The 21503-nt window shown below is 67.9% G+C and carries 15 protein-coding genes and 1 pseudogene; 10 read left to right on the top strand and 6 right to left on the bottom strand.

All coding sequences use genetic code 11. The features are described from left to right. The first annotated feature begins 261 nt into the window (after positions 1 to 261). Positions 262 to 1935, top strand: coding sequence for a type II toxin-antitoxin system HicB family antitoxin (locus tag ACLZN2_RS42205; RefSeq protein ID WP_416985061.1), 1674 nt, complete (start codon positions 262 to 264; stop codon positions 1933 to 1935). After that, positions 1932 to 2156: a type II toxin-antitoxin system HicA family toxin gene (locus ACLZN2_RS42200; RefSeq protein ID WP_416985060.1), complete on the top strand. Its 225-nt coding sequence runs from the start codon at positions 1932 to 1934 to the stop codon at positions 2154 to 2156. Before ACLZN2_RS42205 ends, ACLZN2_RS42200 begins: the two co-directional genes overlap by 4 nt. 213 nt (positions 2157 to 2369) lie before the next feature. On the opposite strand, the gene ACLZN2_RS42195 is transcribed toward ACLZN2_RS42200, so the two are convergent. Together ACLZN2_RS42195 and ACLZN2_RS42190 are read right to left on the bottom strand one after the other, a co-directional pair. Beyond that, positions 2370 to 2591 (bottom strand): DUF397 domain-containing protein, encoded by a 222-nt coding sequence (locus ACLZN2_RS42195; RefSeq protein ID WP_416985059.1) that lies wholly within the window; start codon positions 2589 to 2591, stop codon positions 2370 to 2372. Next, the gene (locus tag ACLZN2_RS42190) at positions 2570 to 3418 is read right to left on the bottom strand and encodes a DUF5753 domain-containing protein (RefSeq protein ID WP_416985057.1); all 849 of its coding nucleotides are present in this window, start codon (positions 3416 to 3418) and stop codon (positions 2570 to 2572) included. The genes ACLZN2_RS42195 and ACLZN2_RS42190 overlap by 22 nt, the downstream gene beginning before the upstream one ends. Before the next feature lie 150 nt (positions 3419 to 3568). Here ACLZN2_RS42190 and ACLZN2_RS42185 point away from each other — a divergent pair, with 150 nt between their 5' ends. Then, entirely contained in the window at positions 3569 to 3772 is a 204-nt protein-coding gene (locus ACLZN2_RS42185; protein ID WP_416985055.1) for a hypothetical protein, read from the top strand. Positions 3773 to 3818: 46 nt separating this feature from the next. Next, positions 3819 to 4109 carry a hypothetical protein gene (locus ACLZN2_RS42180; RefSeq protein ID WP_416985054.1) on the top strand — a complete coding sequence of 97 codons (291 nt, stop codon included), beginning with the start codon at positions 3819 to 3821 and terminating at the stop codon, positions 4107 to 4109. 6 nt (positions 4110 to 4115) lie between these two features. Here ACLZN2_RS42180 and ACLZN2_RS42175 read toward each other — a convergent pair whose 3' ends face one another. Then, positions 4116 to 4412, bottom strand: a complete 297-nt coding sequence (locus ACLZN2_RS42175; protein WP_416985053.1) for a hypothetical protein — start codon at positions 4410 to 4412, stop codon at positions 4116 to 4118. A gap of 322 nt (positions 4413 to 4734) precedes the next feature. Beyond that, positions 4735 to 8232 (bottom strand): FG-GAP-like repeat-containing protein, encoded by a 3498-nt coding sequence (locus ACLZN2_RS42170; RefSeq protein WP_416985052.1) that lies wholly within the window; start codon positions 8230 to 8232, stop codon positions 4735 to 4737. 407 nt (positions 8233 to 8639) lie between these two features. Here ACLZN2_RS42170 and ACLZN2_RS42165 point away from each other — a divergent pair, with 407 nt between their 5' ends. The 4 genes from ACLZN2_RS42165 to ACLZN2_RS42150 all read left to right on the top strand — a co-directional run bounded on the left by ACLZN2_RS42165 (position 8640) and on the right by ACLZN2_RS42150 (position 19478). Beyond that, on the top strand, positions 8640 to 16886 hold the full coding sequence (locus tag ACLZN2_RS42165; protein ID WP_416985113.1) for a polymorphic toxin-type HINT domain-containing protein: 8247 nt from the start codon (positions 8640 to 8642) through the stop codon (positions 16884 to 16886). A gap of 19 nt (positions 16887 to 16905) precedes the next feature. Further along, positions 16906 to 17451: a hypothetical protein gene (locus ACLZN2_RS42160; protein WP_416985050.1), complete on the top strand. Its 546-nt coding sequence runs from the start codon at positions 16906 to 16908 to the stop codon at positions 17449 to 17451. 102 nt (positions 17452 to 17553) lie between these two features. Next, positions 17554 to 18735, top strand: a complete 1182-nt coding sequence (locus ACLZN2_RS42155; RefSeq protein WP_416985048.1) for a hypothetical protein — start codon at positions 17554 to 17556, stop codon at positions 18733 to 18735. Positions 18736 to 18902: 167 nt separating this feature from the next. Next, positions 18903 to 19478: a hypothetical protein gene (locus ACLZN2_RS42150; RefSeq protein WP_416985047.1), complete on the top strand. Its 576-nt coding sequence runs from the start codon at positions 18903 to 18905 to the stop codon at positions 19476 to 19478. A gap of 25 nt (positions 19479 to 19503) precedes the next feature. On the opposite strand, the gene ACLZN2_RS42145 is transcribed toward ACLZN2_RS42150, so the two are convergent. Next, entirely contained in the window at positions 19504 to 19695 is a 192-nt protein-coding gene (locus tag ACLZN2_RS42145) for a DUF397 domain-containing protein (RefSeq protein WP_416985046.1), read from the bottom strand. A gap of 8 nt (positions 19696 to 19703) precedes the next feature. Continuing rightward, the gene (locus ACLZN2_RS42140) at positions 19704 to 20555 is read right to left on the bottom strand and encodes a helix-turn-helix domain-containing protein (RefSeq protein ID WP_416985112.1); all 852 of its coding nucleotides are present in this window, start codon (positions 20553 to 20555) and stop codon (positions 19704 to 19706) included. 199 nt (positions 20556 to 20754) lie between these two features. Between ACLZN2_RS42140 and ACLZN2_RS42135 the strand changes: the two genes are divergently transcribed. Both ACLZN2_RS42135 and ACLZN2_RS42130 read left to right on the top strand, forming a co-directional pair. Beyond that, complete coding sequence (locus ACLZN2_RS42135; protein ID WP_416985044.1) at positions 20755 to 21174, top strand: ATP-binding protein; 420 nt, start codon at positions 20755 to 20757, stop codon at positions 21172 to 21174. A gap of 37 nt (positions 21175 to 21211) precedes the next feature. Further along, positions 21212 to 21503: pseudogene (locus ACLZN2_RS42130) on the top strand (hypothetical protein); the annotation flags it as partial.

The following is a 21503-nucleotide window of genomic DNA, read 5'->3' as shown; positions in this document are numbered from 1 at the left end:
AAACGTGAACCATTTCACGCCCCGGCTTTACTCGATTGGTAGATCTCGGGTGTTTTGTCCACCTGTGCATCCCTGGTTGGCAGACTGTGCGGCCCGTATGTTGCGGCCCGACCACTTGATCGAACATTTTTTCCAGGCATAGCCCCAACACGGCCTGGCGGGGGAGCAGTTCACATGCATACGTACGGGGGGGGAGACGTCGCCATGGCAGTGGCCGGTGAGAGAGCCGGCCCTTCGGCCGCAGACGCCATCAAGGCCGTAGTGACCGCTGAAACGGGCGGGGCGGCCGAGGCCGCCGGAGACGACGGGGCGGCCGGCGAGGACGCCAAGGTGCTGGCCGAGGCCGCGCGCACGGGCAAGCCGGTGGAGATCGTTTCGTTGCGCGGTGAGAGCAGCGAGGTGTACGCCACCCCGGAGGGCCACCTGGAGGCTCGGGAGCATCTGCGGCCGGTGCGGACCCGGCTGGACGGCGAGTGGCGGGACATCGACACCACCTTGACCCGCGACGCGGACGGCACGGTGGTGCCCAAGGCCACCACAGTCGGTCTGACGTTCTCGGCCGGGGGTTCGGCCCCGCTGGTGCGGATGACGAAGAACGGCCGTGAACTGGCGCTGTCCTGGCCCGAGGAACTGCCCTCTCCGGAGCTGAACGGGAACACTGTCACCTACCCGGACGTGCTGCCCGACGTCGATCTGCGCATGACGGCGCAGCAGGACGGCTTCACCCAGCTCCTGGTCGTCAAGTCGCCCGAGGCCGCGGCGAGCCCGGAGCTGAGTGAACTGCGCCTCAAGCTGGATGCCGACGGCATGCGGGTCGAGGAGACCGGTGACGGCGGCCTGGCGGCGATCGACGAGGGTGCCGGAAGCGCGGTCTTCGAGGCCCCTCGCCCCGTGATGTGGGACTCCAGCAACAAGGCGGCCGATGACAAGGCGGCCTCGAAGCGCTCGTCGGCCGCGGCTTCCACCACCTCCGGCCCCACTGCCGGCCCCACCGACGCAGACGCCGTCGCCGCGGAGTCCGCGAACGTGGCGCGGGTCGCAGTGGACGTTCCCGCCGGGCAGGACGAGCTGGTGCTCACGCCGGACAGCGGCGTGCTGAAGGGGAAGGACACGGTCTACCCCGTGTTCATCGACCCCCAGTGGTACTCCCCGAAGGCCTCGGCCTGGACGATGGCCTCCAAGTACTGGGCGTCGTCGCCGCAGTGGAAGTTCAACGGCGCCTCGGAGTTGGGCGCGGGGGCCGGACCAGTGAGGGCTGGTCGGCCGGGCGCGGTGATGATCACCGGCGGGTGCGTGACGTTAACATCGCCCGACTGGCGCATTCAAGGCGGGGCTCGCCCCTCTGAGCTGGCCGAACATCGCCGACCGACCCGCCGTCGGGCGAGCAGCCGACGCCCGCGCAAGGTGCAGGCAGACGGCCAGATCCGGGCGCGAGCGGGAGCTGACTTGGTGCTGTCGGAGCCAAGTTGTGGGCGCTGGAGCCCTCGCGCTTCGCACAGCAAGTTGTCGCCCACGACCGTCCTACGGCCGGATCGCAGGCACCGGGCCGACCAGAGGGCCGACCCTTCACGTCCTCCGCCGGGCTCACCGAGAGCGGTGGCCGGCGTCGCCTCTGGCGGGGAGTCGCTCCGACCACGCGTCGCTGGAGGTTCACCGCATGGGGTGGTCCGCGGGCGGAAAACCTCTGACGGCGTCGCCCGGCGTGCCAGACTTTCATCTATGACGCGCGCACTGCATCTGACCGCTGCGGTCACCCGTGAGGACGAGTGGTACGTGGCCCGCTGTCTCCAGGTCGAGGTCACCAGCCAGGGGGAGAGCATCGAAGAGGCCCTGGCCAACCTCCGCGAGGCACTGGAGCTGTACTTCGAGGACGCCCCCGCTCCCGAGGCCGTCGCCGACGTGATCACCGCGCCGGTGGAAGTCCGCGTCGCATGAGCCCCGCCGTCCCCCACGGCCTGTCCGGCACTGCGATCGCCAAGGCACTCGAACGCGCCGGCTTCGGACACATCGCGACCCGCGGCAGCCACGCCAAGTACCGCAAGGACGACCGCACCGTCATCGTGCCCCTGCACCGCTCCCTCGCGCCCGGCACCCTCCGCTCCATCCTCCGCCAGGCCGACTGGACCGTGGACGACCTCACCGAGTACCTCAAGTAGCCCAGAGGCCCAGACCGGGTCTGGACCTCTGACGGCAGTAATGACGGCAACAACCACGAACAACCCCGGCCGAACCCGTACCTCAGCGGACCACCGAATACCGCTTGACCTGCGAAAACGCAAGTGGAGAGGGGGCGCGTAGCACACGTACTATGTGCTGGCGGGCGGCACTTCTGTGCCGCCGGCCCGTGGGTGGTTCTGTTCCGGGTGACGCTACGGAACAAGCGCGGACGTGCCGCTCTTCACTGAGGAGACGAACGCGTCCCAAGCGTTCGGGGTGAAGAGCAGGCCAGGGGCGAGTGGTGTCTTGCTGTCGCGCACGGGGACGAGCCCCGGGATGCCGTCGGCTACCTCGACGCAGGCGGACCCTTCCGCCCCGCCGCTGTGGCTGGACTTGCGCCAGCGTACGGCGCTCAAGTCTGGGGTGGCTCGCATGGCTCGAACTTCTCCATTGCCGCTTCGATTAATGCTGCGGACTCCCTCGGCGGCAGGGCGCAGGCTTTCATGCGATCGTACTCGCGCAGGCGCTGTGCGACGGTGTCCCGGTCGTCAAAGATCTCCCCGCTGCGGGGGCCTTCCTCGTACACGGTGGTGGTGCAGTCCGGGAGGGTGAGCAGGACGAGGGTGCCGTTCATGAACGCACACGCACCGAACTCGAACGGGATGACCTGGATGGTTGTGCGCCCCGTGTCCACCAGCGGCAACAGGGCTGCGAGTTGTTCGTGCATCACGGCCTTACCGCCTACCGCTCTGTGCAGCACCGCCTCGTCCAGGATCGCCCAGAAGTCCGGTGGGCTGTCGCCCCGTAGCACCTCTTGACGGCCCAGGCGATCCGCCACGAGACGGTCGATCTTCTCAGGGCTCGCACCAGGGTTGCACTCGCGGAACAACGTCCGCATGTAAGCCTTCGTCTGAAGCAGCCCAGGAACCGTACTCGCGCCGAACTCCTGAATCCGCGCCGCCTTCGCCTCCAACTCCAAGCAGTGATCGAACCGCTTGGGCGTGTACTCCCGCTTGACCGCCCCCCACAATCCCTGAAACAACTCCCCGGTCCCGAACGCCACATCCAGCTTCTGCGAGATCGGCGGCAGCGGAAGCCTCTCCGCCGTCTCCACCCCGTGCAGGTGCGTCTTGCTGTAGTTGACCACCGCCGACAGCCGGTCCAGGGACATCCCGCTCAGCTGCCGCTGACGGCGGAGCTCGGTGCCGTACAAAGCCCTTGCCGATCGGGCGGATTCCAGGTCGCGTGCGCCTGCCGTCATCCGTGCAGTCCTCCTCGTTCCAGGCCTCCGCAGGGAACGGATCACCCCTGTCGAGCGTGGCGACGGAGGGCGACGATATGGGTACGAATAGTGATTCCCGCTGTTCGTGACCCTCTGTACCCCCATACCCCCACACCTCGGAGGCCGTCGATGAACCATCCCGACAGAACTCCCGCCCCTCCCGTCCCTCCCACCCCCGTGGTCGGCGACCTCGCCTACGACACCCTCCGCGACCGCTACGGCATCGTCATGGAAAGCGGCCGCGGTGAGGTCCACCTGCGCCCCAAGGGCGGTGGCCGGGAATGGACCGCCCGGCCCGAGCACGTCACACTCGCCCGCGCCGGAACGCGTTGAGCCCGCAGGTCGCCCGGGCCAACGCCCGCAGCCGCGGGGAGGTGCTGTGACCCGGCCGCCGTACGAGGAACGTTCGACCGCGCAGCCTTGCGACCCGCCCGCCGGACTCCCCGGCATCCCGGTGGGCACCCTTGTCCGGGACCGGGCGACCGGGCGTGAGGGCACCTTGCGGGACGTGCTCCTCTACCGGCCCGCCGACCGGCTGCCGGAACCGGAAGGCCGCCCGGCCCGACGGCTCGCCTTCCTCCGGCCCGTCGGCGGCGGCCGGGAGTGGACCACCGAGCCGGATCAGGTCGTCGCGGTGGGGCCCGGCTCGAGACACGCGTGCGCCCTCTGACCTGCGTCAGTCCCCGAGATGGTGGTCGTACCGGTCGGAGTGATCGTGACCGTCGTGGTGTTCGCCGCGGTTGCGCTGGACCGACAAGAAGGCGGACAGCGCGATCATCCCGACCGCGATCATGATCAGGCCGATCAGCGGGCGGTTGGCCCCCTCCCACTGCCAGTCGACGGCGAACACGAGGATCGCGCCGAACCCTATGGACGTGACGGCTCCGATGCCGAGCAAGCCACCGGACATGTCCAGCACCCCCCGGATGGACGATTCGCGGGTGCCGAGCGCACCCGTCTTCGCTTCCACCATCCAGGCGCCGTCCCGCGCACGGCGATGGGCCGTCCGGGCCTTCCGCAAGGACGGACGGCCCTGGCCGGTTCGCGGCCCCCGGATCAGGCTGGGGGCAGGACGGTGGAGGGTGGTGTGGTGCCATGGCGGAGGTACTGGTCGGATACGCGAGCGCTCATGGCTCCACCCGTGACAGCGCCGTGCACTCCCATACGGCGACTACTGGGACTGGAACGCCGTCGACGCCTTCGGTGACGAGATCGCGGCGGACCTGGCGGAGAGCTGACGACGACGGGGCCTTCCGGACGAGGGCGCGCTCCACTCGTGTCGCGGCGGGCCGGTGTCAGCCCAGTTGCCTGACCGTGTCCCAGCCGCTCGACCTGAGCGTGGTCGACGAGCCGACGGCGGTGGCGCCGCCCTTGTAGAGGAGCAGGGCACCGGCCGCGTTGGTCGTCCAGATGTCGGGGACGCCGTCGCCGGTGACGTCCGGGGTGCCGTAGATCAGCGGGTAGGCCGCGTACGTGAAGCTGCTGGAGGCGTAGGTGTCGTCGCCGTCCAGGCTCGCCCCGGACGTGCCCAGGCTGGCCAGGACCGTGCCCACCCCGTCGCTGTCGAGGATGCCCTTGCGCAGGACGAGGTTGCCGGCCGCGGTGCGGTACGTCATGTCGGCCGCGCCGTCGCTGTTGTAGTCGGCGATCGCCACGAAGTCCCGCTCCGTGGCGCCCCAGGCGGAGGACGTCATCTTCGTCGCCTCGCTGAACGTACCGCCGCTGTAGCCGCTGAGGATCCACAGCTCGTTGCCGGCCGCCCCGCCCGCCACGAACAGCTCGGGCTGCCCGTCGCCGGTGATGTCGCCCGCCGACTTGATCTCCGAGAAGGTGGAGGGGGCGGGGGCGCCTGCGGGCAGACGGATCTCGACGCGCTTGCTGACGTCGATCGCGCCGTAGCCGTCACCCGGGTACAGGAACAGCCGGCCCTCGGGGGTGCGCACCACCCAGTCGGTGACGCCGTCGCCGGGGGCGAAGTCGCCGTTGTGGGTGACCAGGGCGTAGGTGCTGGTGCCGTCCCAGATGTGCGGGGCGGTACCGCCGTCCTTGATCAGGGTGCCCTTGTTGTGGGTGCCGAAGGCGCTGGACACCCAGGTGCCGTCCTGGGACACCGAGTCGATCCAGAGGTTTCCGGCGGCGGTGAGATGCGCGAAGTCGGCGTCGCCGTCTCCGTTCAGGTCGCCCGCGCCGTCCGCGGTCGAACGCGGCTGGACGTAGAAGAAGTACTTGCGCGCGTTGGGAGAGGCGTTGCCCGCCGAGTCGACGGACTTGACGTAGAGCGTGTTGGGTCCGGCGGCCGGGGGCTTGATGCCGGTGATGGTGGCGGTCTTGAGAGCCGTGGTGCAGGACTTGGTGAGCCCGCCCGAGGTGCCCTGTACACCGCCCGCGCAGGCATAGCCGGAGTAGTCGGTGGAGTTGATGGACCAGACGAACTTCACGATGTCCGTCTCGGTGGACGAGCCGACCTCGAAGGTGAAGCTGCCGCTGTTGCCGAAGGGCTTGGCGGACCACACGTCCGGCTCGCTGTCGCCGTCGTCGTCACCGGGGAAGTCGGTCGAGACGACCGGGGCGGGGGAGTCGGGCAGATCGGTGTCGTAGGTGAACCGGCACACGCCGTCGCCGCCGGTGGGCGCCCAGCCGCTGCTGACCTTGGCGTCCCAGGCCCGCACCCGCCACGAGTAGGTGATGCCGGTGGCCAGGTACGACTTGATGGAGATACCGCCGACCTCGCCGTCGTCCACGGCCTTGGTGAAGGTCTTCGTCGTGGTGTCGGACTTGCCGGTCTGCCACAGCTGGAACTCCAGCTTGGTCAGGTCGCTGTCCGGGTCGGTCGCCTTGCCGCTGATGGTGATCGTGTCCGCCTTGCCGACCTTGATGTACGGCGAGGTGGAGGTGTCGCAGGAGCCGGGGCTCATGGTGACGGAGGTCGGCGTGTTCGGCTTCCGGTTGTACGTGATGGACATCGACGGGGAGCCGTCGCCCTCGGCCTTGAACTTCTTCCAGGAGTACGTGTCCGTCTCCAGGCTGCTGGAGGAACTCGTCGGCGCGGAGGACGAGGTCGAGGCCACAAGGCCCAGGTTGAAGCTGGTCACGCCGTCGTCGGCGGCGTCCTGGGCCAGCGAGGTGACAGTGAAGTTGACGTACGCGTCCGGGCAGGAGCTGTTGGACTTCCAGCCGTAGGCGAAGGACTTCGACGTGATCTTCCGCTTCCAGGACGGCTGCCGGTTCCAGGTGGTCTTGGAGGTGAAGTCACCCGTGCCCCACACCTGCACCGTGCGCTTGCTGCACGACCAGGAGTGGGTCTCCAGGACCTTCAGCGTCGCGCTGGAGACGTCCGCGCCCGTGATGGAGTTCTTCAGCTTCATGCGGAAGAACGAGCGGGCCGTGCCCCAGGTCTCCCGCTCGAAGCCGACGCGAGCCTCCTTGGTGTCCTCGTTGTAGTTCGCGCCGTCGTAGAAGCTGGAGCTCGGGTAACGCTTGTAGACCGTGGTCCAGTTGGCGCGGATACCGGTGGTGGAGGGGTCGAGGAACAGCGGGTACGTCAGGCCCTCGGTGTCCGCGAGATAGTTGGCCGGCGGGGTGATCGTCAGCACGCCGTCGCTGAACTCGGCGGCGGCGGTGGTGGCGTGCGCGCCTTCGCCGGGGCCGTTCACGGCGGGCAGGGCGAGGGTGTCGGAGGCGGACGCCGTCGTGCCGTAGGCGACGGGGTCGAGGTTCTTGCCGCTGTCGTCCGGGTTCTCGTTCGGGACCTCGTCGGCCGGTACGTCGTCCGGGTTCTCGCGCGCCGGTGCCTCCTCGACGACCTCGGGGTCCTCGTTGGTGCCGGTCGCGGCATCCAGGTCGGTGGACCCGTCCGTGGTGTGCGTGCCCGCCGAGTCCCACAGGAACGGCGTGGGGGAGACGGCGATCTCGTTGCCCGAGCTGTCCTTCGCCATCAGTACGTGGGTGCCGGGGTCGAGCGTGAAGGAGAGGCTGGAGGAGGTCACCCGGTAGCGCGGCGGGTCGGCGGCGAGCCGCTCCGCGGCCTCCGGCGTGTGGACGACCAGGACATGCGTGAAGCCGGTGTCGCGGGCGGACAGCATCAGGTCCACGCCGGGCAGGACGCCCTCGTACAGCGCGCGGTTGTCCTCGACGACCGGCTCGGGCAGCTCGCCCGGCCACTCGAACTCGATCTCGTGGCCTTCGGCGGTCATCGTCAGCAGCGGGGTCCATGAGGTCCCTGCGGTGTCGTCGACCTGCTGGGCGGACGTGGCTCCGGTGGCTCCGGTGGTTTCGGTGGCTCCGGTTGCTCCGGTGCGGAACACTGCCGACTGAACGGTCGTACCGGATCCCCGGGTTGAGGCCTTGTGGGCGCCGTCGCCCCCGCTCCCCCCGGCCGAGAAAGTCACCGGATAAGGGCTGTTGACGGTGTGCCAGCCCTTGCCGCTCTTACGCAGACTCGTGTCGACCGGCGCCCATTCGCCCTTCGCGTTCTTCGCGCGCAGCGGTGCGACGGAGACCGTGTAGGTAAAAGTTCCGTCCGGATTTGCGTAGGTGGTCGAGAATTCGTCGGTCAGCGTGGCGACTTCGACTTTCTTGCCGCTCTTGCGCGCCCGCTTCTGAGCCTCGTCCTCGTCGACCGGCTGCGCGGCCCGCTTGGACCCGGCGTCGGAGACGGTGTCGCCGTCGTCCCGCAGTGCGAGCAGCGCGCCGCCGCCGGCCAGCACGGCCAGCGCCACGGCCGCGGCGACGGCACGCCGAACGCGCCGTCTGCCAGGGGGACTTGGTTCCATGGCGGTGTCGAGGTCGCTCAAGGGGCCCTTCTCCACAACAGGCTGGACCGCGGTGCGGCGGGCGCCGCGGCGGCATGGCTCTTCCGGTGTGCCCTCAAGGCGTGTGCCCTCAAGGCCTGGTGACAGGCCGTGGCGAGCGCGCGACGCGCCGGATCGGGCGGTTGGAGTATGAACAGCTCTTCCCGGCCAGATCAACACCCTTTGGCCGAAGCGAAGTTTGCAACGCCCGCGCAAAGACCCCTGGAGCGATTCTTTGCCGTTCTTTGTCTCACTTTGATCAGTGACATAGCTAACACGGATCCAGGGAACCTTGACGTAGATCTTCACGATGTCCTTATTTTCGTGCTCGGTCTGTAGGTCAATGCTCACCAAGTGCCATCGCTATGAGCGTTTCTGATGGATTGTGACGGGGGAAGGTCAACTTGGCCGTGCGTACGGTGCTGTCCTGGTGCGGCAGGGGTTCGCTGGCGAGATCGCCGCGTGAGCGTCTGGTCCGTCGCAGAACCCGAGCCGGTGTCATCGCCGGACTGGTCCTCGCCCTCAACGTCACCCTGCTGCCCAGCGCCGTGGCGTTCGGGCCCAGCGACCCGCGTACGACGGTCGAGCTGGAGGATCTGCAGGAGACGGACGCGGTCCCGGTCGACGAGACGCTGACCGACAACCTCGAGGAGCTCTCCGGCTCCGCCGCGACCGACCCGCAGCAGGCGTACACGCCGGCCGCGGTCGCCGAGGTGCCCGAGGCCTCCGGCACCAAGGCCGTCGACACCATGACCGCGGGCACCACGACCGAGGTCGCCACCTCGACCGACGGCACGATGAGCATCGGCGTCGGCGCCCCCGAGGGCGCCACGTCCGCCGAGGTCGACGCGCTCGAAGGCCAGTGGAGCGTCGCGGCCGCCCCCGAGGCCGACGCGGTCGCGAACGGCGCCCAGGGCTTCCTGCTCGCGGTCGACGCCCCCGACACCGCGACCGGTGACGCGGTGGTCTCCATCGACGCCACCAAGCTCGCCGAGACCTACAGCGCCCAGTGGCTCGACCGGCTCTCCTTCACCCTGATGCCGGCCTGCTACGCGACGACGCCCGAGGACGAGGCGTGCTCCACGGGGATTCCGGTGACCACCGAGGTCGAGCGCACGGGTGACACCGCCACGGTGGCGCTGGATGCCGGTGACTCCTCGGGTTCGGAGGCGGACACCGGCGAGGACACGGCGACCGACGAGGTCAGCGGGTCCACCGACACCACCGTCGAGGTCCCCGAGACCCTGGTCAACGTCACTCTGGACACCGCCGACCTGGCGTCGGTCTCCGGTAGCACGTCCACTGCCAACAGCGCGGTGAGCACGGACGCGGGCAGTGTCGACTCGGCCGTCTGGCGCGAGGACGCGGCCGGTGCCGTCCAGCAGATCGCGGACTCCTCCGGCGGCGGTCTGCTCGTCGGCAGCTCCTACGGTGCCGGTGCCGGCGGCGACTTCGGCGCGAGTCCGATTGTCTCGGCCGGTTCCTGGACGGCGGGCGGTTCCTCCGGCGCGTTCAGTTACTCGTACACGATGGCGGCCCCGCAGGTCCCGGCGGGACCCGCGCCCAACGTCACGCTCAGCTACAACTCGCAGACGTCGGACGGCCGTACGTCGTCGACGAACAACCAGGTCTCCTGGGTGGGTGAGGGCTGGGACTACAACCCCGGCTCGATCACCCGCACCTTCGTGGGCTGCGCCGCCGACACCGCGAACGCCAACAACGACAAGCACTTCACGGGCGACCAGTGCTGGGGCTCGTACAACGCGGTCCTCTCCCTGAACGGGACCACCACCGAGCTGGTGCGTGACGACACCACCAAGCAGTGGAAGGGCGCGCGCGGCGAGAACATGCGCGTCGAGCTGCTCACCGAGTCCGACTACAAGAAGGTCATCGCCGACGCGACGGGCGTGTCGACCTCGGACATCACCCACGGCTCGGGCAACGGTGACAACAACGGCGAGTTCTGGCGGGTCACCACCGACGACGGCACGCAGTACTACTTCGGCCTCAACCGGCTGCCTGGCTGGTCGTCCGGCAAGGCCGAGACCAACTCGGTGCTGAACGTGCCGGTGGCCGGCAACCACTCCGAGGACCCCTGCTACGCGACCAAGTTCGCGGACTCCTTCTGCGACCAGGGCTGGCGCTTCCAGCTCGACTACGTCGTCGACGGCACCGGCAACGCGATGTCGCTGTGGTGGGAGAAGGAGAAGAACGCCTACGCGCGCAACATGAAGGAGGCCAAGGCGGTCGAGTACGACCGCGCCGGCTACCTCACCCACATCGACTACGGTCAGCGCGCCACCACCCTCTTCTCCGACGAGCCTCTCGGCCGGGTGAGGTTCAACGCCCGTGAGCGCTGCTTCGAGGACCCCGCGCTGAACGTGGCGTGCTCGAACACCAACTTCGACTCCAAGCAGTCCGACCAGACCCGGCCGTGGTTCGACACCCCCGCCGACCTGGCCTGCGCGACCGGCAAGAAGTGCAGCACGTACGCCCCGACCTTCTGGTCGCGCAAGCGCCTCGCCTCCGTCGACGCCTGCACCCAGCGCGAGCAGGGCGTGACGCTGACCGAGTACACCTCGGACGCCGACGGCAACGAGAGCGGCCAGCGCAACGCCTGCGGCCTGGACGGCGACTCGGCGACCACGACCTCGCTGTCGAAGGTCGACTCCTGGGGCCTGAAGCAGTCCTTCCCCTGGAACCTGACCGGTGAGTACACCGCGCTGTGGCTGGAGTCCATCACCCGTACCGGCTACGCAGTGGACGGCTCCACCGACCGCCTGAACCCGGTCTCCTTCGGCCACAACGAGAACCCGCTGCCCAACCGCGTCAGGAACAGCTCCTCCGACACCAACCCGCTGTTCGCGCGGCTGCGTATCCAGGACGTCGTCTCCGAGTACGGCGGCCGCACCCACGTCGACTACAAGGCGCCCGAGGGCAAGTGCCTCACCGGCGCCGACCGTCCGACGATCGACCGGAACCACTCCCTCTGCTACCCGGCGTACTGGCACGCCGACGGTGAGCTGGAGGACAAGCGGATCTCCTGGTTCCACAAGTATGTCGTCGACAAGATCACCGAGTTCCCGCGTCTCGCCGACGCGCAGGACATCGTGACGACGTACAAGTACGAGACGTACGACGACGCCGTCGACGGCGCGCTGTGGGCCAAGAGCCAGTCGGAGTTCTCCCGCCCCAAGAAGCGCACCTGGGACGACTTCCGCGGCTACCCGACCGTCACCACGACCACCGGCACCACGGACGCGGTGGGCGGCAGCGTCGCCTCCAAGTCCGTCACCCGCTACTTCCGCGGCATGAACGACGACGTCCTCTCCGACGACACCCCGGAGAAGTCGTCCGACGACGTCAAGCGGTCCGTCGTGATGACCGACATCACCGGCGACACGACCCTGGGGACCGACCGCAAGGCGTACGCCGGCATGGTCGCCGAGTCGCTCACCTACCCCGACGCGTCCGCCGACACCGCGACCGGCTGGGTCGCGCGCACCATCAACTTCCCGGACGCCCCGGTCCGCCTGGCCACCCGCAACCGCACCGACGGCCCGGACGTGATCTCCGAGCGCGTGACGCTCGGCAAGACCTCGACCATCTCCAAGGCCTCGGGCAAGGCCGCGGACGGTCTGACGCTGCACACGGTCACCAGCGAGACCGACTACGACGCGAACGGTCTGCCCACCAAGGTCCGCGACTACGGCGACATGGCCGTCTCCGGCGACGAGTCGTGCACCGCGACCTCCTACGTCGACAACACCTCGGGCACGAACTACCTGGTCGGCCTGGTGGCCCAGACGGTCACGACCACCGGCACCAGCACCTGCTCCACGGACCTGTCCAGCTCGACGGGCTCCACGCTGGTCTCCGCGTCGCGCATGTTCTACGACGGCGCGACCTCGTCCACCGCCACGCCCACCAAGGGCCTGGTCACCCGGACGGAGGCGCCGACCGGCGCGGGCACGGGCTGGGAGACCACCAACCCGGAGTCGCGCACCGAGTACGACTCCACCGGCCGTGTCGTCAAGGTCACCGACCCGACCGGCGTGTACAACACCACGACGTACTCGCCGTCGAGCGGGCAGGTCTACTCGATCGAGACGGTCACCGGGAACAAGGTCGTCAGCGGCGCCGTGGTGGCCGGCTTCACCGACACCACCGTCCTGGAGCCCGGCCGCGGCGTCACCATCAAGTCCACGGACGCCAACGGCCGCAGCGAGACGTACGAGTACGACCCGCTGGGCCGCGCCGTCGCCGCCTGGGACGCCACCCAGAGCACCACCGACGACCCGACGGTCAAGTACACCTACAACATCGACCTGAAGAAGCCGGTGTCGGTGGTGACGGAGTCGCTCTCCGACAACCCGAGCACCGCGGCGGGCGACGGAAAGTACGAGTCCTCCACCGCGATCTACGACGGCCTGGGCCGTGAGCGCCAGACCCAGACCCCGGCCGTTGGCGGCGGCCGTCTGATCACCGACACGCTCCACAACAGCGCCGGTCAGGTCCGCTACACCCGCAACGCGTACTACATGGAGGGCGACCCGGACACCGAGCTGGTCGTCCCCGCCTCCGAGTCCCTCGTCCCCAACGCGACCTCGTACACGTACGACGGTCTGGGCCGGGTCCTCACGGTCACGCCGGTGCACAGCTCCTACCCGCAGACGGGTGAGACGTTCACCAACGCGGGCAAGGACGTGCCGACGACCGACCGCCGCACCCGCTACGAGTACGCCCTCGACTACACGGTCGTCCGCCAGCCGAAGGGCACCCCGGCGTCCCGGGTGTGGACGGACGCGCTGGGCCGCACCACCCGCCAGGACACCTTCAGCGACACCTCGCTGAGCGAGGCCAACGCGATCAGCACGTCGTACGAGTACGACCTGCGCGGCGACATGGTGACCAGCACCGACGACGTCGGCAACACGCGGACGTGGAAGTACGACGCGCTGGGCCGGGTCACCGACACCACGGACCCGGACACGGGCGCCACGCACACCGACTACGACGCGTACGGGCGCGTGGACAAGGCGACGGACGCCCGCGGCCAGACGGTCGCGTATACCTACGAGCGCCTGAACCGTGTCGAGCAGGTCAAGGTCACCGCTGCGGGCTCGACGACCGCGACCCTCGCCCAGACGTACGCCTACGACGGCGCGACCGGCGGCAAGGGCCAGCTCACCTCGGCGACCCGCTACACCGACGGCAAGGCGTACACGACGACGATCGGCGGTTACACGGCCGACTACCAGCCCACGGACATGACCACGGCGCTGCCGCCGGGTTCCACCGCGGGCCTGACGGCGGACGGTTTCGCCACGCAGTACAAGTACAGCTACAAGTACAACGACGACGGCCAGCTGGAGACCTACACGGCCCCGGCGGCCGGCGGCCTGGACGCCGAGGACGTCATTACCCGCTACAACGCGGCGGGTCTGCCGACCTCGGTCTCCGGCAAGGACTGGTACACCTCCGAGGCCTCCTACTCCCCCTACGGCCAGGTGCTGCGCTCCACCATCGGTGAGCAGGGCCACCGGCTGTGGCAGGAGAACACCTTCAACGAGTCCACCGGTGAGCTGCTGACCAGCAGGCTCATCCGGGAGTCCGCCACCGACACCGCGGTCGTGCCGGGCAGTGAGGTCAGCAAGCGCTCGTACTCCTACGACGCGTCGGGCAACGTCCTGTCGGTCGCGGACCGTATGGGCACGACGACCGACCAGCAGTGCTTCAAGTACGACACCCTCGGCCAGCTGAAGGAGGCGTGGACGACGCCGGGCGGCGGCGCCTGCGTCGCCACGGGCAAGACCACGGCCGAGCCGGTCTACTCCGACAACACGGTCAACGTCTCTTCCAACAACGACGGTTACTGGCAGCAGTACGACTACGACGTCCTGGGCAACCGCACCAGGAAGACGGCGTACAAGGCCGACCCGACCTTCACCTCCGGCACGCGCGACACCAAGGGCGACGTCGTCACCGACTACGCCTACGGCACCAGCGACACCGCGAAGAACGACCAGCCCCACACCCTCACCTCCTCCACCACGTCCTCCACGACGGCGGCGGGCGCGGCGGTCACCACCCGCTCGACCCAGACCTACGACGCCGCCGGCGAGATGGAGACCCGCTCCACCGGCGGCGACACCGCCCAGACCATGACCTGGACCTGGGACGGCAAGGTCGAGTCCGTCACCGGCTTCGGCGCGGACGGTTCCGGGGCCTGGATCGGGACCGGCGACATGTGCCTGGACCTGGCCGGTGGCCTCACCACCGCGGGCACCGCCCTGCAGGTCTGGTCGTGCAACGGCAGCAAGGCGCAGAACTTCCGCGTCCAGCCCGCCGACACCGACAACAACGGCACCGTCGAGGACGCCACCATCGGTCAGCTGGTCGTCGGCGGACAGTGCGCCCAGCCGAACGGCACCGCCGCCGGCTCGGCCGTCCTGATCCAGGCCTGCGACAAGACCGCGGCGGCACAGCGCTGGCAGACCCTGAGCACCGGCCAGATCAAGCACGTCTCGACGGGCCTGTGTCTCTCCGCCCCGGCGTCCACGATCGGCACCGATCTCACCCTGGCCGCCTGCAACTCGACCGCGGCCACCCAGCTGTGGAAGCCCGCCTCGAAGACGACGTACGTCTACGACGCGATGGGCAACCGCCTGCTGGAGCGCACCAGCGCGGGCGCGGTGCTGAACCTGCCCGACACCAAGGTCTCCCTGACCACGGCCGGCAAGCTCCGCTACGTCGAGCGCACCTACGCGGGCGTCGGCGGTCCGTCGGTGACCCGTTACCGCGACGTGGCCAACAACACGGCCGGCTACACCGAGCACCTGTTCGCCCAGGCCACCGACCTCAACGGCACCCCGCTGGCGGAGGTCCGCCTCGACGGCGGCATGACCGTGCGGGTGTCGAAGAGGGACCCGTGGGGCGAGGACCGCTCCGCGAACATGGCACCGCGCTCCCACACCGGCTTCCACACGGGCGACGACGACGTCGAAACCGGCCTGACCCACATGGGCGCCCGCGAGTACGACCCCGGAACCGGCCGCTTCATCTCCGCCGACCCGGTCCTGGACGACAGCGACCCGCTCCAGGCGAACGGCTACTCGTACGCCAACAACAACCCGGTGACGCACTCGGACCCGTCGGGTCTGACGTCCTCCGCCTCCAGTTTCGACGCCTCGATCGCCGCACTGGACGCGAAGATCGCCGAGTACCAGAAGACCCTGAACCGCTCCATCGGCGACGTGATCCTCGCGACCGGCTGGGCCGTGTTCAAGGAGTTCATCGGCTGGAACGACGTCGTCGGCTGCTTCACCCAGGGCGACCTGTGGGCCTGCGGCAGCCTCCTGATGGACGCCATCCCGTGGACCAGCGTCTTCTCCAAGGGCAAGAAGATGTGGCGCGCCTTCAAGGGCACCATGAGCGCGGTCAAGGCGTTCAAGGCGGCCAAACGCGCGGCCGAGATCGGCATGAAGGCCGCCAAGGCCGCCAAGGCCGCCCTGATCAAGGCCAAGAAGGCCGCAGAAGCTGCGGCCGCAGAAGCCAAACGCAAGGCACGCGAAGCCGCGAAACGCGCCGCTGAAGCGGTAAAGAAGAAGTCCCAAACGGGCTCGAAGGGCGCCCGGGGCAATGCACCGCAGGTTGACGCCCGTAGGAGTGCTCAGTCCAAGGGTTCGTCCGGCGGCGGCAAGGCCGAGAACAAGTCCGGCGGCTCGCGCAACGGGTCGGGCAAGGAGGACTCGGGGAGCGGTGACGGCGGGTCCGGTTCGGGTGGAGAGGGCGCCAGCTGCCCGATCAACAACAGCTTCACGCCGGACACCAAGGTCCTGATGGCCGACGGCTCCGCCAAGGCGATCAAGGACGTCAAGGCCGGCGACAAGGTCCTGGCGACCGACCCGGAGACGGGCGAAACCCGGGTGGAGACGGTCACCCGGGAGATCAAGGGCCAGGGCGTCAAGAAGCTGGTCAAGGTCACCATCGACACCGACGGTAAGAAGGGCTCCAAGACTGCCGAGGTCACCGCGACCGCCGGCCACCCGTTCTGGGTCCCTGAATTCCGTGAGTGGGTCGAGGCGACCGATTTGCGAGCTGGCGAGTGGCTGCGCACCGGTTCCGGCACGCTGGTCCAGGTCACGGCCGTCAAGCGCTGGACGACGCTGGACGCGACGGTCCACAACCTCACCGTCAGCGTGCTGCACACGTACTACGTGCTGGCCGGGACCACGCCGGTCCTCGTTCACAACTGTGGTGAAGGCGACCCAAGGGTGTTCGCGGTGGATTCCGCGGGAGAAACGGAAATCCTGCCCGTGCATGTGATCGACTCCGCCACGCACGCTCCGCAGGCGATCAATGCGCAGAGGGCAATTGATGACGGGGCGCCGGCGATCCTGACTCGTCACACGAGCACTGCTCTTGAGCGATCCAACCGGCGGGCGGCTCAGGCGCACGCACCCCGTCCGCGTCAGTTCGCGTCTGACGCAACATGGGAAGAGTATCCGTTCGCGCACACGCTTGAAGGTGGACGAGGGGCAACCCTCACACTCTCCCCGAGGTCCGTGAACTCAAGTCATGGTTCGTTGCTAAGGTGGTTCTGGGCCAGGAATAATGTCGGAAATGGGCAGCGTTTTGCGGTTCGCATAATTTAGTGAGCAGATGGGGACGGCCATGCTGATTCAAGCAATCGAGCGACTCTGGGCGGAAGCTGAAAGGGTGAACCGTCCTGTCGTCGGATCCCGCGCAGTCGGCGTTTCATCCAGCGAGGTCGCGTCGGTGCTCGGTGCGGCCGTCCCGGAAGACATCGTCACGTGGTTCGGCTGGTCGAACGGGGTTGAATATCATCCGGACCAGGTCCAGGACGATGCCGCTCTGGTGCCGGGCTATGAGCCGCTTTCACTGGTTGAAGCGAAGGGTATGCGGGATTCGGTCCAGCCTCCGGATCCCGTACTTGGAAAGCTCTTTGTGCCGCTCTTGGCGACCGGTGGTGGGGATTTTTACGCCGCCGTATATGACGAATCGCTGCGGTCGCCGAAGATTGCTCACCTCATGGTTGGAGGTGAATCGCAAATCGTCTATAAGAGTCTTGAGGATATGGTCGATACGTTCTGTGAGTTCTACCGCACGGGAGTGTTCTTCGTCAGCGAAGAAGGGATTCTTGAGGCTGACGACGATCGCTGGGTAGACGTCGAGTCGGAGACGGGAGCCGACCTGTGACTCGGCGGGACGCATGAACGCGGGTGCTCTGCGACGAAGCATGTGTATGCAAGGGCGATCGGCTCGACAGGCCAGGGGGAAACGTCCGGAATTCAAGGAGTGGTGATTCATCTTGATCCCCCTCGGGGGGCGGGCGACCTGGTGATCGGTATGCCCATCGAGGATGCTGAGCGAATCCTGCGCGAGATGCCGGGATTCGTACCGCCCGCCCCGGGGGAGGTCAGGAACAAAGGCTTTGCGCATTATGGGTCGGAGTTGTCGATCTCTTTGGACTTCGATCCGCGCGGAGTGGTGCGTGCAATCGAGCTTTTCCGACCCGAAGGGGACGTTCAGGTCGTGTTTCGTGGCCTGTCCTTGTTCGAAGAGCCTGCCGATGTCGTGATTTCACGACTCTCCGAGATGTTCCGGGTCGAGATCGAGGACGAGGGGCTGAACGTCACGGGCCCTGATGTCTTCATCGGGCTCTGGAGGAGTGTGACGCCCGAGGATTCCAGCGGCGAAGAGGGGTATTACTTCGAGTCGGCCCTGATCGGCCCTGATCGCCGCCCCGGGCTACGGTGCATAGGAAGTCCGGTTCGCCTCTTATTCATTTATCCATCCACGGATGTCGATCCCGACGACGTCCCCGATCCCGACGGTGTCTTGACGGCGCGACGAGTGACCTCAGACTGGGCCAAGGCGCTTCCAGGCTTCAGTGTCTGGCAAACGCTGCATCTTCTGCGCCGGATTGGCCCAGTTGTGCAGGGTGTTTGCCTTGACCGATCAACAGGCAATGACGGGTACATCCCAACTGTGCACGTGCACCCTTTGACCAGGGAGTTCCCCGTGATCTCCCTGACCCTGGGGCATCGCCTGCAACGCCCCTCCGGGCAGCCGGAGACGGTGCTTTTCACCCGCCATGAACGAGAGTTCCAGGATGCGGTCGATGCTTTGAAAGCGCAGAGCCCGCTGTCCCTTGACGGACCGCCAACGCTGGAGGAGATCGTGCGGGAGTATCACTCGCACTGCGTGGCCCGCCAGGAAAGGGGCGGCGCTGCTGTGGTGGAGATGGAGGACAGCATCCTCATCGCTGCGGCTGACGGCAGGCGTGATCTCGTCGAGGACGGTCTGACACTCGCTGCTGACCTGGTTGGCAAATGGCCGAAGGCCAGGCTGCCACTCAACTGGGTATCTGCGGACGCATGGCTTGAAGTCCTGCGGAACAAGGCGGATGACTCTGCGGCGCTGGCGGACGTCGTCAACAGTCAGGTCGCCCAGCACAAACTTGAAAAGTTGAAGGTCTGACCCGATTCACCGCCCATGCCGGTGCCCCAGTGGTGACCGTTTCGCGGTCCGCATCATGAGCTGGAGTACCAGTGGGCCCCTGGGTGACCCAGCAGTAGACACCCTGACCCCGGTGGCGGGCGCTGACGCCGGCATGTCTCCCCGGTGCGTGATCACGAGGAGTGTTGGTGGAGTACCTCGATCTGTCGCCGTATGAATACGCCCGCTTTCCTCTCGCCCTTCGCTGCATCGGTTGGCTGGGGCGTGAGCACGGGGTGCAGGGCAGCGGAGAGCCTCCTGTGACAGCCGCTGAACTCACTCGGCTGAAGGCGGCGGCACAGCGCTTGGGCAGCGTGATGCTCGGAGTCCATGAATGCGAATTCTGTCCGGAGGGATCCGCATATCAGGGCACCGGAGAATTCAGGTACTACTTGCGGAACGGTGAGAGCTATTCGGCCCCGATGATGGTGCTGCATTACGTTGATGCACATGCCTACAGGCCGCCTCTGGTCTTTCGAGAGGGGCTGGCAGAGACCGGTGATCTTCCATGGGACGTCCGTGCGCAGCGACTGTCGGACGTCCTGCTGGACGCGTCAGAAGACTTCGACTTCCGGTGCCAGGCTGTGATCGACCTGGCGAACTGGCCGGACGCCCGCGCCGTCGACGCCCTCGACCGGGCGGCTGCGGACGAAGAATTGGCCGATATCGTGGGCGAGGAGATTCACCGGTCCCGTGAGCTGGTGATCAGCCGACTGAAGCGATGATGGGGCCGGGCGGAGGCCCCGGACCTCACTGACCGGAGCGGGCGCGTATCCCTTCCAGGAGGAGCGCGAGGGCGACGGGGGTGGTCGTGAGGATCGTGGCCGGGGTGTCGCTTTCGCGGAGGTGGAGGGTGGTGGGGGTGGAGGCGAGTTCGAGGCAGTTGTTGCCGTCGGAACCGCCGGAGAAGGATGACTTCTGCCAGTTGTCGAGGGTGGTCACAGCTCGCCTCACAGTTCCTTCGCCAGCCTGTTGATGAAGTCGCGCGACCGGTCGGGGTTCAGGGATTCCCCCTCCAGCTTACGGAAGAGCGTTCGAAGGGCGCCGAGTTGAGCTTCGGAGTCCACCAGGGCCGTTCCCTCGGGGCCGTCGCGCTGCGCGGAATCCAGCTTGGGCACGGCTCCTCCCGACAACATCATGGTGTTCCAGGCCCCCGCGAAGCCATCCCGGTCGAAGGGGATCACCCGCACACTGATGTGATCCGCCTCGGACAGCTCCAAGATGTGGGTGAGTTGGGCCCGAGCGGCGGCGCGGTCACTGACCCTGATGCGCAACGCCGCTTCGTGGATCACCGCCTCGTACGGAACGGGCGTCGGCCGCTCGATGATCACCCTCCGCTCGACTCGATGGCGAACCCGGAGCTCCAGGTCGTCGGCGGGCAGTTCCGGCACCCGGTACGCGAAGACCGCGCGTGCGTAGTCCTCCGTCTGAAGAAGCCCGGGGACGTGCAGGCACTCGACGTCGGCCCGGTAGGTGGCGTGGTGCTCCAACTCGGCGAGATCCAGGAAGGCCGAGGGCAGTTGAGCGCGGTACTTTTCCCACCAGCCGCGTGTCCGGTCGGTCGCCATCGCCACCAGCGCGTCGATGAACACCTCGTCCATGCAGGCGTAGTGCGCCGCCAGGCTCCGCAACCTCTTCTCGCTCACGCCCGAGTGGCCGTACTCGATCTGGTTGATCTGGGTGGAACTCACCCCGAGCAGGGCCGCCGCCTCCCGCGCTTTGAGGCCGGCGGCCTCGCGGAGTCTGCGCAGCTCCACCGCCAGGCGCACCTGACGTGCCGTCGGTTCGAGTCTCAACCCCATCGGCCACTTCTCCCAACGCGCCCGCAGACGCCACTCGTTCGGGGTCGAGGTTACGCGATCGACTTGCTGGACCTGGAAATCTAGGTCTACCGTCAGTGACGTAGACCTCACGCAACGGAAGCGCACCGCTCCGCCCTGCCACGACGGCTGCGGCATGCCACTGCCTGCGTCCCCCCAACCACCGACCCGGAGCTGCCCCATGCCCGAAACCGCCCCCGCTCCCGACTCCTGGGAGTACTCCCTGTACATCCCCACCGATCCCAGAGCGGTCACGGTCTCGCGTCGCACCCTTCGGGTGATCCTCACCCTCCACGGCCTCGCCCACCTCACGGAGACCGCCGAGCTCCTCGCCTCGGAGCTGGTCTCCAATGCCGTACTGCACACGAAGGGGCCGGCCTGTCTGCGCGTGCGGCACCGGGACGGCGTCCTGCAGATCGGTGCGTGGGACGCCGACCCCGAACCGCCGGAACCCCCGGGTGACTTCACCGAGCCGGCCGACGCCGAGAGCGGTCGCGGCTTCGCCCTCGTACGCGCGTGCGCCGATCTGTGGGGATGGCAACCCCTCTCCCGGCTCGGGCATCGCGGAAAGCTCGTGTGGTGCGAACTTCCGGCGGCGTAGCTCGTTGATCACGTCAGGCAGAAAGACAGGAGAACTGATGGTCACCTCGTCCCACGAGGCGCTGCACCGCATTTTCCAGAAGGATCCGGCGCTCCTCACCCGCGCGCTCCAGCAGGTGTTGCGCGTTCCCTTCCCCGAGCCGCACGACTTCGCCGCCATGAACATCGACCTCACCGAAGTCGAGCCGATCGAGCGACGCGTGGACACGCTGTTGCGGGCCGAGACCGACGAGGGGACCTACCTCCTCGTCGTGGAGTCGCAGACCGACCCGGACGCCAGGAAGCACCGCAGCTGGCCGTACTACCTCGCCTACCTGCTGGAGAAGTACC

This window comes from Streptomyces sp. T028, from assembly GCF_048159505.1.
GTDB lineage: Bacteria > Actinomycetota > Actinomycetes > Streptomycetales > Streptomycetaceae > Streptomyces.
Note: the sequence above shows the minus strand (reverse complement) of the source record. Positions and strands in the feature narration are given on the sequence as shown.

Bases quoted from the DNA above. Each gene is read 5' to 3' on its own strand.
- ACLZN2_RS42135 (WP_416985044.1), top strand. From the start codon at position 20,755: ATGCCCGAAACCGCCCCCGCTCCCGACTCCTGGGAGTACTCCCTGTAC.
- ACLZN2_RS42190 (WP_416985057.1), bottom strand. From the start codon at position 3,418: ATGACGGCAGGCGCACGCGACCTGGAATCCGCCCGATCGGCAAGGGCT.
- ACLZN2_RS42140 (WP_416985112.1), bottom strand. From the start codon at position 20,555: ATGGGGTTGAGACTCGAACCGACGGCACGTCAGGTGCGCCTGGCGGTG.
- ACLZN2_RS42175 (WP_416985053.1), bottom strand. From the start codon at position 4,412: ATGGTGGAAGCGAAGACGGGTGCGCTCGGCACCCGCGAATCGTCCATC.
- ACLZN2_RS42160 (WP_416985050.1), top strand. From the start codon at position 16,906: ATGCTGATTCAAGCAATCGAGCGACTCTGGGCGGAAGCTGAAAGGGTG.
- ACLZN2_RS42200 (WP_416985060.1), top strand. From the start codon at position 1,932: ATGAGCCCCGCCGTCCCCCACGGCCTGTCCGGCACTGCGATCGCCAAG.
- ACLZN2_RS42195 (WP_416985059.1), bottom strand. From the start codon at position 2,591: ATGCGAGCCACCCCAGACTTGAGCGCCGTACGCTGGCGCAAGTCCAGC.
- ACLZN2_RS42185 (WP_416985055.1), top strand. From the start codon at position 3,569: ATGAACCATCCCGACAGAACTCCCGCCCCTCCCGTCCCTCCCACCCCC.